Raw genomic sequence first — 13,520 nt, 5'->3', positions numbered from 1 at the left:
TGCTAGTAAAACTAGGAAACGGGAGGGTAACGTAATGAAAAAAGGAACATTAAGGCAAATTTTATTGTTAACGGATGGGTGCTCGAACTACGGAGAGGATCCGGCGGCAACAGCGGCCCTTGCTTTCGAGCAGGGGATTACTGTGAACGTTATTGGAATTCTTGATCATGATGAGAATGAAGACAGTCATGGTCTTGAGGAAGTAGAAGATATCGCTCTATCAGGGGGCGGAGTAAGTCAACTCGTTTATAGTGAAGCATTATCCCAGACTGTCCAGATGGTGACGAAGCAAGCGATGAACGAGACATTGCAAGGTTTTGTTAATCAGGAGCTAAAACAAATTCTTGGAAAAGACCAGCGCCTTGAGGACCTCGAACCCGAAAAACGCGGTGAAATTATTGAAGTAGTCGAGGAGTTGGGGGAAACTACTGATCTTGAGGTATTGATTTTGCTAGATACAAGCGCGAGCATGCATCATAAGCTCCAGATGGTGAAGGAAGCTTTGATTGATCTCTCCATTAGTCTCAATGCCCGGGCGGGAAAAAATCGCTTCACCATCTACAGCTTCCCAGGGAAAAGGAAAAATATCCAGAAGGTGCTCGATTGGACACCGAAGCTGGATTCGATCTCATCGGTATTCCCGAAGATAACCAGTGGTGGAATCACTCCGACCGGTCCCGCTCTTCGGGAGGCTATCTATCAGTTCGGTAAAAAGGGTTTATTAAGGAGTATCCGTCATGGCGATGAACCGGGCCTGGAAGAAACAGGTTACTAGTATACCTTCAGGGACTCAGATTCAAGGGAAGTTTAAAGGAAACAGTTATCTGATCAAACGGAAGATCGGCGAAGGGGCGATTGGTACTGTCTACCTTTGTCAATTCGGGAAACAGACAGCCGCTCTCAAAATAAGTGAAAAACAAACATCGATGACCTTGGAGGTCAATGTGTTAAAAGCATTAAAGCAGGTCCGAGGGAATCTTCTTGGGCCTGCTTTATTAGATGTGGACGATTGGCTTGCACCGAACAGGCAAACATATACATTCTATGTTATGGAATATGTGCATGGTGAGAGCATGCAGCAATTTTTCAGGAAAAATGGGGCAAGCTGGCTCGGTCTGCTTATGGTCCAACTTTTAGAGGATTTGGAAAAGCTCCATAAAGCAGGTTGGGTGTTTGGGGATTTGAAGACTGACAATCTCCTGATTAGCCAAGCGCCACCGAAGATTCGCTGGATTGATGTTGGTGGGGTGACACAAATCGGACGGGCCATTAAAGAGTATACCGAGTTTTACGACCGAGGATATTGGGGTCTTGGTTCCCGACGAGCTGAACCAAGCTATGATTTATTCTCGGTTGCAATCATCTTCCTCGAAATCTTCTACCCACAGCGGTTCGCGCGGCCAGAAACGAAGAGAGCAAATCTTTTATTTAAAAAGATCGATAAAGTGAAAGCACTACAACCCTACGCACCTGTGCTAAAGAAGGCAATTACCGGCAAATATACAACAAGTGCTGAAATGCAGCGAGAATTAAAACAAATTATCTTTTCCCGGAAAAATCAGAGCAGAAGTAAAACAGGGAAAATCGGCTTATCGGAGGCCATGTGGATTTTCCTATTTAGTATCCTTTCCATCCTTACCTCATTGTGCTTTTAGAGGCAGCGGTAACTATGATAAGATAAGAACAGTATCGATTATGGACGGAGCGAGGAAATGGAAAAAGAAGTACAATCCTTTATTAAAAAACATCGGCTTTTACATAAAGGCGCGCGGGTACTTGTCGGAGTCTCGGGCGGACCGGATTCCATCGGTCTATTGCATTTGTTGGTGAAGTGGAGGAAGGAATGGGAGTTGGATATACATGCCCTTTCTCTTAATCACCAGCTGCGTGGGAAGGATGCGGAGGATGACTTTATTTATGTGAAGAATATTTGCGCAAGCTGGGGCATCCCGTTTCATGGTGCCTCCTTTGATGTGCAGGCATTTGCGGATAAGGAGCGGCTTAGTACGGAAGTCGCAGCAAGAAAAATTCGGTATCAGTTTTTTGAAGAGAAAATGGCAGATCTTGAAGCCGACTATCTTGCTTTAGGTCATCATGGGGATGACCAGGTGGAAACGCTTATCATGAAACTTGTTCGGACTGCATCTTCCCAAGCTTTCCAAGGAATTCCGATTACACGTCCAATTGGGAGGGGAATGCTTATCCGGCCACTCCTTGCTGTTACAAAAGAAGCGATAGAATCTTACTGCGCAGAGAACGAAATCAAGCCGCGGATCGATGCAACGAATTTGGAAAGTGATTTTACGAGAAACTATTACCGCCACCATGTCGTTCCGCTGCTAAAGGAACGCAATACAAATATCCAGGTGACAGCACAGCATCTTAGTATGACGCTTGCGGAAGATGAAGAATTCCTGCAAAAAGAGGCGGAAAAAGTACTTCAACGTGCGGTAATTTTTGAAAAGGGAAAGCGGCAGGTAACAGTTGAAATTAATTTATTTAAAAAGTACTCCCAATCTTTACAAAGACGCGCCTTTCATCTAATATTGAACTATCTGTATGAAATATTACCCAATCAACTTTCTTATGAACATGAGGAGCAATTTCTTACCCTCATTAAAAGCCGCACTGGGAACGCAACCCTAGATTTCCCGCACGGTTTGAAGCTGAATCGGGCATATGACAGACTGACACTTTACTTCGAAGCGAATAATCCCGGGCAGCAGTCCTTTAACCTAACCTTAACCATTCCCGGCAAAACATACTTGCCAAACGGATCGGTACTTACAGCTACATATACAGCAACACGTGATAGAGCCCACCCCTTCTCGCTCTATATTCCCACGAAAGAGGTTACCTTACCTCTTCATGTGAGAACGCGTAAAAATGGAGACCGGATGAGCTGGAAAGGGCTCCAAGGAACAAAGAAGCTGAAAGATATCTTTATCGATGCAAAAGTTCCCCTTCATGAACGTGAAACGTGGCCTATCGTCGTGGATGACGATGATCATATACTTTGGTTAATTGGATTAAAAAAAGGTGTACGAAGAGAAGTAAATGCTAAGCAGTTTATATATATTCAATTGGATAAAGGCAACTAGTAGGAGGATAAGGATGCTAAAGGACAGTATGCATAAGGATATAAAGGATATTCTAATTACAGAAGAAGAAATTCGGGCAAAATGTAAAGAAATCGGAGCACAGCTTTCTACAGAATACGATGGCAAGTTTCCCCTTGCAATTGGTGTATTAAAAGGTGCTCTACCCTTTATGTCGGACCTCGTTCGCCACATGGATATCCATGTGGAACTCGATTTTATGGATGTGTCGAGCTATGGAAGCGGAACGAAGTCAAGTGGGGAAGTCAAAATTGTAAAGGACTTGGATACAAAAGTAGAAGGGCGCGACCTGCTTATTATTGAGGACATTATTGACAGCGGACTGACGCTTAGTTATTTAGTCGACCTCTTCAAGTACCGGAAAGCGAATTCTATTAAAATTGTAACCCTGCTGAATAAACCATCAGGGCGCACTGCTGCGATATCCGCAGACTTGGTTGGATTTGAAGTACCGGATGCTTTCGTCGTCGGTTATGGTTTAGATTATGACCAACGTTACCGAAACCTTCCGTATATCGGGGTGTTAAAAGAAGAGATTTATCAGGAAAAATAGTCCTGAAAAATAAAAATGGATGATAAAGCTAAATTAGTTGTGTAATGACTTTTTCATATGGTACTATGTAATATAGTTTTTCCCGGTATGGGAGGAGGTAAGCAATGAGTCAGATATTTCGTAATGTGTTCTTTTGGGTCCTGATTTTCTTCGTCATAATCGGCGTATTCGGCATCATAAATGGCCCAGGAGAAGAAAGTGAACAATATGATGTGGAGCAATTTATAAGTGCTTTAAATAATGGTGAAATAAAAGAATTGACACTGCAGCCGGCAAACGGAATCGTCCGTTTCTTCGGTACATTGAATGATGGTGGCCAATCTTTTGTTGCCCAAGTACCAGATAACACAGATGTAATTGCTGAAATTACAACAATTGCAAGAGATCAAAGTATATTAACTGCAGAGGAAGAAGAACGGCCAAGTCCATGGGTTACATTCCTTACGACTTTAGTTCCCTTCCTATTAATAGGTCTATTTTTCTTATTCATTCTTAGTCAAGCACAAGGTGGCGGCGGTGGCGGCCGTGTGATGAACTTCGGGAAAAGTAAGGCTAAGATGGTTTCCGGCGAAAAGGAAAAGGTGCGTTTCAAAGACGTAGCCGGAGCGGATGAAGAGAAACAGGAATTAGTTGAAGTTGTGGAATTCCTGAAAGATCCACGTAAATTCACGGCAGTCGGTGCTCGAATTCCAAAAGGGGTTCTTTTAGTAGGACCGCCAGGAACAGGTAAAACATTACTTGCCCGTGCCGTCGCAGGGGAAGCGGGAACTCCATTCTTCTCTATTAGTGGTTCGGACTTCGTTGAAATGTTTGTCGGGGTCGGTGCATCCCGTGTACGTGATCTATTTGAAAACGCGAAGAAAAATGCGCCATGTATCATCTTTATTGACGAGATTGATGCAGTAGGACGCCAACGTGGTACGGGTCTCGGTGGTCGCCGTATCATTAAAAAACAGACATTGAACCAGTTGCTTGTTGAAATGGATGGCTTTAACGCAAATGAAGGTATCATTATTATCGCAGCTACAAACCGTGCAGACATTCTTGACCCTGCTTTGCTGCGCCCAGGCCGTTTCGACCGTCAAATCATGGTGGACCGTCCGGATGTTAAAGGACGGGAAGCAGTGCTTAAAGTTCACGCACGTAATAAACCATTGGATAATACAGTCGATTTGAAAGTAATTGCCCAGCGTACCCCAGGCTTCTCTGGTGCGGACCTTGAGAACCTGTTAAATGAAGCAGCGCTTGTTGCTGCAAGGGATAACCGAAAAGCGATATCTTCACTGGATGTCGATGAAGCAACCGACCGGGTGATTGCCGGGGTTGCGAAGAAGAGCCGCGTTATTTCGGATAAAGAAAGAAATATTGTTGCCTATCATGAAAGTGGGCACACCGTAATCGGGATGGTACTTGACGATGCAGATGTGGTACACAAAGTAACGATTGTACCTCGAGGCCAGGCTGGCGGTTATGCGGTCATGCTTCCTAAAGAAGACCGTTACTTCATGACGAAACCGGAACTGTTTGATAAGATAACCGGACTGCTTGGTGGACGTGTCGCCGAGGAAATCATCTTTGGCGAAGTGAGTACGGGAGCACATAATGACTTCCAGCGTGCAACAAGCATCGCTCACAAGATGATTACCGAGTATGGTATGAGTGATGAAATTGGCCCACTACAATTCTCCAGTGGAGACGGTGGCAATGTGTTCCTTGGTCGCGATTTGCAGAATAACCAAACATACAGTGAGAAAATCGCTTATGAAATTGATAAGGAAATGCAGAACTTCATCAATTACTGTTATGAACGTGCGAAGAAGATCCTTACTGAGCACCGCGGACAGTTGGAGTTAATCGCTCAGACACTCCTTGATGTCGAAACACTCGACCGCCGTCAGATCGAATCTCTTTTCCATAAAGGTGTTTTGCCAGAACCACTGGAAGATATCGAGGGCGAAGATGATGTGAAGGTTTCGATCAATTCAAAGGAAGATGAAGACGATGAAGAAAAGATCGGGAAATCTTTTGAAGAAGTGAAAAAAGAAGTCGAGGAGAAAAAGCATGAAGAACATGCAGATGAAGCTAAAGGCGACTCCGAGAATAAACGACATATCAATGACCCGATCATGGGCGAAGAACCAACATCTCCAGTAGATGAAGAAGACAATAATTATAAAGATAAATAACAAATTAAAAAGCAGCCATGCTAATATATGGCTGCTTTTTCTGTCTCAAAAGCTGAAGTGTGTGTAACACTAATATTGGGTACCTGTGGTTTTCTTTTTTACCGTTACCTATGCTATATTTAAACATAGAAAAATAGGAAGGTTTGATTGTTATGTTATTTGTTCTGGATGTGGGGAATACAAATACCGTTTTAGGGGTTTTTGAAGGGGACAACCTACTATATGAGTGGCGGATTAAAACCGATCGTCATAAAACAGAGGATGAATTCGGCGTACTCATTCATTCCTTGTTCGACTATAAAGGAATCACATTTTCCGATATCCATGGAGTTATCATTTCTTCTGTTGTACCACCGATTATGTATGCACTGGAAAAAATGAGCCGGAATTATTTCGGAATTGATGCAGTCGTGGTAGGGAAGCAGGATATTTCTAAATATATTAACATGAGTTACCCTAATCCTAAGGAGGTCGGGGCAGACCGGATTGTCAACGCGGTAAGTGCGATAGAAAATTACGGGGCGCCGGTTATTGTGATTGATTTTGGAACGGCGACCACTTTTTGCTACATCGATGAGAATAGCTCTTATCACGGTGGCATCATTTCTCCGGGAGTTAATATTTCCATGGAAGCATTGTATAGTAAAGCTTCCAAACTGCCGAAGATTGAAATCAAGGGGACGGAGAAAGTTATTGGAACATCAACAGTTGAAGCGATGCAGTCCGGAATATATAACGGCTATGTATCCTTGGTAGATGGTATAGTTGACAGAGTGAAAGAGGATATTAATCAAGATGTTCAGGTAATTGCTACCGGCGGGATATCTGGTTTAATCGGGAAGGGTTCACGAACAATTGATGTGGTAGATCGCCATCTGACACTAAAAGGATTGAACATTATTTATCGCAGGTTAAAAGATATTCGTTAAAGGAGATACGAACATGAAGGATTATTTAATAAAGACAACTGCTTATAACGGGAGAATCCGTGCATATGCAGCAACATCTACTGCGACAGTGGAGGAGGCAAGGAGAAGACAGGATACTTGGGCAACAGCCTCTGCTGCATTAGGTCGAACCCTGACGATTGCTGCTATGATGGGAGCGATGCTAAAAGATGACAACTCCAATACAATTAAAATTGAAGGCGGCGGACCACTTGGAGCGATTGTCGTAGATGCGAATGCATCTGGTCATGTGCGCGGCTATGTTACGAATCCGCACGTAGACTTTGAATTAAATGACAAAGGTAAGTTGGATGTTGCTAGAGCTGTAGGAACGTCAGGTAATTTAAGTGTTGTGAAAGATCTTGGATTGAGAGACCATTTTACAGGCGAGGTTCCGATTGTTTCAGGCGAAATTAGTGAAGATTTCACGTATTATTTTGCGACATCAGAACAAGTTCCTTCAGCGGTCGGAGCAGGTGTGTTAGTAAACCCGGATCATACCATTCTTGCGGCTGGCGGATTCATTGTGCAAGTCATGCCTGGTGCGGATGAAGAGGTAATCGAACGGTTAGAGGAACAGATTCAAGCGTTCCCGCCAATTTCCAAGTTGATTGAAGAAGGATACTCACCAGAACAACTCTTGGAAAAACTGTTCGAAGGTGAAGAGTTTACAATTCATGAGAAGATGCCCCTTGAATTCCGCTGCCGCTGCTCAAGAGAAAGAATTGCAAATGCGATAAGCGGTCTTGGCAACGAGGAAATTGATGCCATGATCCAGGAAGACGGTGGAGCAAGTGCAACCTGTCACTTCTGTAATGAAAAGTATGATTTTACAACAGAAGAATTAGAAGAGTTGAAACAATAAACGAGGGAGAAAGGGAATCGTATGTCAAGAAAATTATTATGGGGAATTATCACGGTCCTCCTTATTACAAACATAGCCACTCTCCTGTTCATGAATCAAAATGAGAATGTAATTGTGAGTGAAGACGGTGAAGAAACGGCCATTAGAAGCAATGAACCTGTTGCAACGATTGACGGAGAAGATATAACTTATGCAGAATGGATGACTGCTCTTCGCGAAACCCATGGGGAAAAGACGCTGCAATCATTAATTGATCGCCACCTCGTTTCCAAATTGGCCAATGAGAAGCACATTGAAATCAGTGAGAAGGTCATTGAAAGAGAACTTGCTTATCTGACATCCATGCAAGGACCGCTTGCAGAAGATGAACTTGCAAAGGCGGAGGAGAAATGGCGGGAAGAGATTGTTTATCGCTACCAGCTTGAGTTTTTACTGACAGAAGATATTTCCATTCCGGAAGGTGAAGTGGAAGAGTATTATGACGTGTATAAGAATCAATATGATTTCAGTCCGGCCATGCAGCTATCCCATATTCTTGTATCGGATATGGAAACAGCGGAAAAAATCCATGGGGAGCTTGAACAGGGAGCGAATTTTGACCAGCTGGCAAGGGAATATTCCATAGATGAAGAAACAAAAAATAGCGGGGGCTATCTTGGTTTCATCAATACGAACAGCCAGTTCTTCCCGGATGGTTATGAAGAAATTGCAAATGAGATGGAAGAGCACTCCTATAGTACCCCTTTTACAACAGGTAACGGGGTCGGTATTATCTATTTACATCAATCTCTTCCGAAAATCAAGTTCAGCTATGAGGAAATTAAACCTTACGTAGAAAATGAACTTGCCCTGCATGAAGGGAATCTTCCGCTTCAAGCCGCCCCACTTTGGGAAAAACATGAAATAGATTGGCTCTACGGTAACTAAATACATGGTCCGCCCACAACATGGAACGAATCAGCTAATTCAATGAGTGAATACGTTAAAATGGTTGACAAATCGATAAATTAAACATACATTGTAATTAACAATTCATACAAAAATGCTAGGGATTAGGAGTGATCACATGCGTGTGGCAAATGATATTACCAAATTAATCGGTGAAACACCAATCGTGAAGTTAAACAATCTGACAGGCGAAGATTCAGCAGATGTTTATGTAAAACTTGAATTCATGAACCCAGGAAGCTCGGTAAAAGACCGGATTGCTGTAGCAATGGTTGAAGCTGCAGAAGAGTCGGGGGATTTAAAGCCCGGAGATACAATTATCGAGCCGACAAGCGGAAACACTGGAATTGGACTTGCGATGGTAGCAGCGGCAAGAGGGTATAAAGCTATTCTTGTCATGCCAGACACGATGAGTCAGGAGCGTCGTAATCTATTGCGCGCATATGGTGCTGAACTCGTTCTTACACCGGGCGCGGATGGAATGAAAGGCGCAATCGGTAAAGCTAATGAACTGAAGGAAGCGCACGGCTATTTCATGCCACAGCAGTTCGATAACCCGGCAAACCCGGAAATCCATGAAAGAACAACAGGAAAAGAGATCACCCGTCAAATGAAAGATGGTCTTGACGCATTCATTTCCGGTATTGGAACCGGTGGAACGATTACAGGTGCAGGTAGAGTGCTGAAATCTCACTTTGAAGGAGTGCAATTATTCGCTGTAGAACCAAAGGACTCACCGGTGCTATCCGGCGGATCTCCGTCCCCGCATAAGATTCAAGGGATAGGTGCAGGTTTTGTACCGAAAGTACTCGACACAGAGCTATACGATGGGGTCATTCAAATTGAGAATGACGAGGCGTTTGAAGTATCCCGTAAACTTGCAATTACAAATGGTATTCTCGGCGGAATTTCCTCCGGGGCAGCAGTGGCAGCAGCGCTAAAAGTTGCAGATAAGTTAGGTAAGGGTAAGAAGGTTTTGGCTATTTTACCAGACAATGGGGAACGTTACTTATCCACCGCACTATATCAATTTGATGAAGAATAAGAAGTTTGATGACGAGGATTAACAGATTGAATCTGTTAATCCTTTTTTGTATAGAAGACTATAGAGTGGCAGCTGAGAATAACTATATATGCTAGCTATTCTCTACGTTGGATGCTATTCTTTTGTTTTTGGGGAATTAATAAAGTGAAACTCATTCAGTGGGGTATTACAGACCGTTAATGCGCGGGAAACAGATGCCTGTGTTTTAGGAATATGATAGGATATAGGAATAAAGTGATGATGAGGAGAAGGAGAAGGAGAAGGTATGATTTTAAAAACAAGAACGAAACAGTTGCATTTACAGGAGCGAACCCATATTATGGGAATCTTGAACGTAACCCCTGATTCCTTCTCGGACGGTGGCAGCTATACTACGGTGGAAAAGGCTGTTGCACAAGCAGTTCGAATGGTTGAAGAAGGGGCAGATATTATCGATATCGGTGGAGAATCGACTCGTCCTGGGCACATACCGGTTACGAGTGAAGAAGAGATCTTCCGGATTGTTCCAGTCATTCAAGCAATTAAAGCGAAAGTAGATGTGCCAATTTCGGTAGATACGTTTAAAGCAGATACAGCTGAAGCGGCAATTGAAGCTGGAGCGGATATCATTAACGACATATGGGGAGCAAAGAAAAATCCTGATATTGCTAAAGTTGCAGCGAAACATCAGGTACCAATTATATTGATGCATAACCGGACCGATGAAAATTACACCAATCTAATTGAGGATATGCTAGAGGACCTTAGAGAAAGTATTGCCATTGCTAAAGCGGCTGGTATCCCCAAAGAAAATATTATCCTTGATCCTGGAATTGGTTTTGCCAAGTCTAGAGAGGATGATTTACTCGTCATGCAGCAGCTAGAGCGATTCCAAGAACTTTCTTATCCATTGTTACTCGCAACATCGCGGAAACGAATGATTGGTCATATTCTTGACGTTCCACCGGCAGAGCGAGATACTGGCACAGGGGCAACAACTTGCCTCGGAATTGTAAAGGGTGTCCAAATGGTGCGGGTCCATAACGTCAAAATGAATGCAGAACTTGCAATGATGACAGACGCTATGCTTGGAAAAGGAGCTTATCATGGATAAAATAATTTTGAAGCAATTACAGTTCTACGGTTATCATGGTCTATTTCCTGAAGAGCGGAAACTTGGTCAGCGCTTTATGGTTGATCTTGAACTCTTTCTCGATTTGCAGCAGGCCGGTACAACGGATGCGATGGAGGATTCCGTTCATTACGGAGAAGTATTTAATATCGTTCAAAGCATTGTAGAGGGCGAACCGAAGAATCTGATTGAAACAGTTGCTGAAACGATTGCGAAGAGTCTACTCGAAAGTTTTCATTTGTTATCTGCCTGCCGTGTCCAGGTTATTAAACCGAATCCTCCGATTGATGGACAATATCACTCAGTCGCCGTAGAAATATATAGGGAGAAAAAATAATGAATAAAGTATATATCGCACTTGGAACAAATATCGAGCCGCGGGATTTCTATTTGAGTGAAGCTTTAAACTTACTAGAAGCACATGAATCAATCGCTATTCAACAGCGTTCCTCGATTTATGAAACCGAACCGGTCGGTTATTTAGACCAAGCTGATTTTTTAAATATGGTAATAGAAATCCAAACCTTGCTTGAACCGATTGAGTTATTGGATACGACACAAGGAATAGAGGAAAAGCTAGGCCGGACTCGGGATATCCGTTTCGGTCCCCGAACAATAGACCTTGACATTTTGCTCTATAATCAAGAAAATAGTACAGTAGACCGTTTAACATTGCCGCATCCGCGCATGTCCGAACGTGCCTTTGTGCTCGTTCCCCTTGCAGAAATTGCAGGTGATGTTATCTTGCCGGATACAGGTAATACTGTTCGGGAACAGCTAGCGGAACTTCCGCAGAAAGAGCTGGAGACGGTAAAGAAGATCTAGTTCAAAGAAGGGCTCTGCCGGTGTTTACTGGTAGGTTTTTCTTCGTTATGGTACGCTTAAATAAAATTCTAGGATAATTGATTGTTTACATATATCAAAGACAGGAGTGATTGATGGTGTCAGAAGAACTTACAGAACAAATGCAGGTGCGGAGAGATAAGTTGAAAGATTTACAAGACCGGGGCATTGATCCGTTCGGTGATAAGTTTGAAAGAACCGATTTAGCAGCGGATTTAATTGAAAAATATGATGTTTTTTCTAAAGCAGAGCTAGAGGAAAAAGCTATACCAGCAGTCGTCGCAGGTCGGATTATGACAAAACGCGGCAAAGGGAAAGCGAGCTTCACGCATATTCAAGATATGAGCGGTCAAATCCAAATCTACGTACGTAAAGACGAGGTTGGTGATGATGTTTATGAAATGTTTAAAACACTGGATCTTGGAGATATCATTGGGGTATCCGGTAAAATGTTTAAAACAAATACCGGAGAACTTTCTGTTCAAGCGGAAGAACTTCAATTAATGACGAAAGCTTTACGTCCCCTACCTGAGAAGTACCATGGGCTAAAAGATGTGGAACAACGTTATCGTCAGCGTTACCTAGATTTAATCACGAATCTTGAAAGTCGCGAAACTTTCATTCTACGCAGTAAAATCATTCAAGCGATGAGACAATATCTAAATGGCCAAGGATTTCTTGAGGTGGAAACGCCAATGATGCATAGTATCCCTGGTGGAGCGGCGGCACGTCCATTTATCACTCATCATAATGCACTCGACATTGAACTTTACATGCGAATTGCTATCGAGTTACATTTAAAACGACTCGTCGTTGGTGGAATGGAGAAAGTATATGAAATCGGGCGAGTCTTCCGTAATGAAGGAGTATCTACCCGTCATAACCCTGAATTTACGATGATTGAACTATATGAAGCATATGCAGACTATGAAGATATTATGCGACTTACAGAAAGCATGATTGCTCATATTGCACTTGAAGTCCTCGGCTCTACCGAAATCACATATGGAGATTACACAATCGAACTGAAGCCGGAATGGAAGAGACTCCATATGGCGGATGCGGTGAAAGAAGCAACCGGGGTTGACTTCCGTGAGCAACTGTCAGATGACGAGGCGCGTAAGTTGGCGAAAGAACATAATGTAAAGATTACAGAAAATATGACATTCGGACACATTTTAAATGAATTCTTCGAGCAAAAAGTAGAAGATACACTCATTCAACCTACATTTATCTACGGTCACCCAGTAGAAGTGTCACCGTTAGCAAAAACAAATAAAGAGGATCCTCGTTTCACAGATCGCTTTGAGCTATTCATTGTTGGTCGTGAACATGCAAATGCCTTTAGTGAATTGAACGATCCAATGGAACAACGCAAACGTTTCGAAGACCAAGTTGCTGAAAGAGATGCAGGAAACGATGAAGCCCACTTAATGGATGAAGATTTTATTGAGGCATTAGAATATGGCTTACCACCTACCGGAGGATTAGGAATAGGAATAGACCGTTTAGTAATGTTACTGACCAATGCACCATCCATTCGTGATGTCTTGTTATTCCCGCAAATGCGTACGAAATAAATATAAAAGGAATATCCAGTTTACTTTCATAGTAAGCTGGGTATTTTATTTTGTATTTGTTTCTTAGGTAATATATATAGGAAGGAAAAGTTTCTAGGTATTTTTTAAAAAAATGTCCTTGCATTTAAAACTCAAACATGATACATTTATATTCGTTGCCAAAACAGCTGCAACGGATTAAATGGAAACAGCGAAAAAGATTTGAAGAAAGTTGTTGACATAATTTTTCTAACGTGGTATATTAGAAAAGTCGCCGTTAGGAAACGGCAAACAAAATTTGCTCTTTGAAAACTGAACAAAACAACCAGTATGAAAAAGAGGTA

General features: G+C 42.7%; 13 protein-coding genes. All 13 read left to right on the top strand.

Annotated elements, in window-relative coordinates:
- Positions 1–34 precede the first annotated feature (34 nt).
- Positions 35–775: a vWA domain-containing protein gene (locus IEX94_RS15015; RefSeq protein WP_188858596.1), complete on the top strand. Its 741-nt coding sequence runs from the start codon at positions 35–37 to the stop codon at positions 773–775.
- Positions 738–1,655 carry a serine/threonine protein kinase PrkT gene (prkT, locus tag IEX94_RS15010; protein ID WP_188858595.1) on the top strand — a complete coding sequence of 306 codons (918 nt, stop codon included), beginning with the start codon at positions 738–740 and terminating at the stop codon, positions 1,653–1,655. The genes IEX94_RS15015 and prkT overlap by 38 nt, the downstream gene beginning before the upstream one ends.
- A 57-nt stretch (positions 1,656–1,712) precedes the next feature.
- Positions 1,713–3,101, top strand: a complete 1,389-nt coding sequence (gene tilS, locus IEX94_RS15005) for a tRNA lysidine(34) synthetase TilS (RefSeq protein ID WP_156857407.1) — start codon at positions 1,713–1,715, stop codon at positions 3,099–3,101.
- Between the two features lie 28 nt (positions 3,102–3,129).
- On the top strand, positions 3,130–3,672 hold the full coding sequence (gene hpt / locus IEX94_RS15000) for a hypoxanthine phosphoribosyltransferase (protein ID WP_156857445.1): 543 nt from the start codon (positions 3,130–3,132) through the stop codon (positions 3,670–3,672).
- 104 nt (positions 3,673–3,776) lie between these two features.
- Positions 3,777–5,858: an ATP-dependent zinc metalloprotease FtsH gene (gene ftsH / locus IEX94_RS14995; RefSeq protein WP_188858594.1), complete on the top strand. Its 2,082-nt coding sequence runs from the start codon at positions 3,777–3,779 to the stop codon at positions 5,856–5,858.
- Positions 5,859–6,010: 152 nt separating this feature from the next.
- Entirely contained in the window at positions 6,011–6,787 is a 777-nt protein-coding gene (locus IEX94_RS14990) for a type III pantothenate kinase (RefSeq protein WP_156857405.1), read from the top strand.
- 13 nt (positions 6,788–6,800) lie between these two features.
- Complete coding sequence (hslO, locus tag IEX94_RS14985) at positions 6,801–7,670, top strand: Hsp33 family molecular chaperone HslO (protein ID WP_156857404.1); 870 nt, start codon at positions 6,801–6,803, stop codon at positions 7,668–7,670.
- 21 nt (positions 7,671–7,691) lie between these two features.
- Positions 7,692–8,597: a peptidylprolyl isomerase gene (locus tag IEX94_RS14980; protein ID WP_156857403.1), complete on the top strand. Its 906-nt coding sequence runs from the start codon at positions 7,692–7,694 to the stop codon at positions 8,595–8,597.
- Between the two features lie 139 nt (positions 8,598–8,736).
- Positions 8,737–9,663 (top strand): cysteine synthase A, encoded by a 927-nt coding sequence (gene cysK, locus IEX94_RS14975; protein ID WP_156857402.1) that lies wholly within the window; start codon positions 8,737–8,739, stop codon positions 9,661–9,663.
- Between the two features lie 265 nt (positions 9,664–9,928).
- Entirely contained in the window at positions 9,929–10,756 is an 828-nt protein-coding gene (folP, locus tag IEX94_RS14970; protein WP_156857401.1) for a dihydropteroate synthase, read from the top strand.
- The gene (gene folB / locus IEX94_RS14965; protein ID WP_156857400.1) at positions 10,749–11,111 is read left to right on the top strand and encodes a dihydroneopterin aldolase; all 363 of its coding nucleotides are present in this window, start codon (positions 10,749–10,751) and stop codon (positions 11,109–11,111) included. Before folP ends, folB begins: the two co-directional genes overlap by 8 nt.
- On the top strand, positions 11,111–11,599 hold the full coding sequence (gene folK / locus IEX94_RS14960) for a 2-amino-4-hydroxy-6-hydroxymethyldihydropteridine diphosphokinase (RefSeq protein WP_156857399.1): 489 nt from the start codon (positions 11,111–11,113) through the stop codon (positions 11,597–11,599). Before folB ends, folK begins: the two co-directional genes overlap by 1 nt.
- A 113-nt stretch (positions 11,600–11,712) precedes the next feature.
- The gene (gene lysS / locus IEX94_RS14955) at positions 11,713–13,197 is read left to right on the top strand and encodes a lysine--tRNA ligase (protein WP_156857398.1); all 1,485 of its coding nucleotides are present in this window, start codon (positions 11,713–11,715) and stop codon (positions 13,195–13,197) included.
- The last annotated feature ends 323 nt before the right edge of the window (positions 13,198–13,520 follow it).

The sequence above is a fragment of the Oceanobacillus indicireducens genome (assembly GCF_014647195.1).
In the GTDB taxonomy this organism is placed as follows: domain Bacteria; phylum Bacillota; class Bacilli; order Bacillales; family Amphibacillaceae; genus Oceanobacillus; species Oceanobacillus indicireducens.
This window is presented reverse-complemented; position numbering and strand designations above follow the sequence as displayed.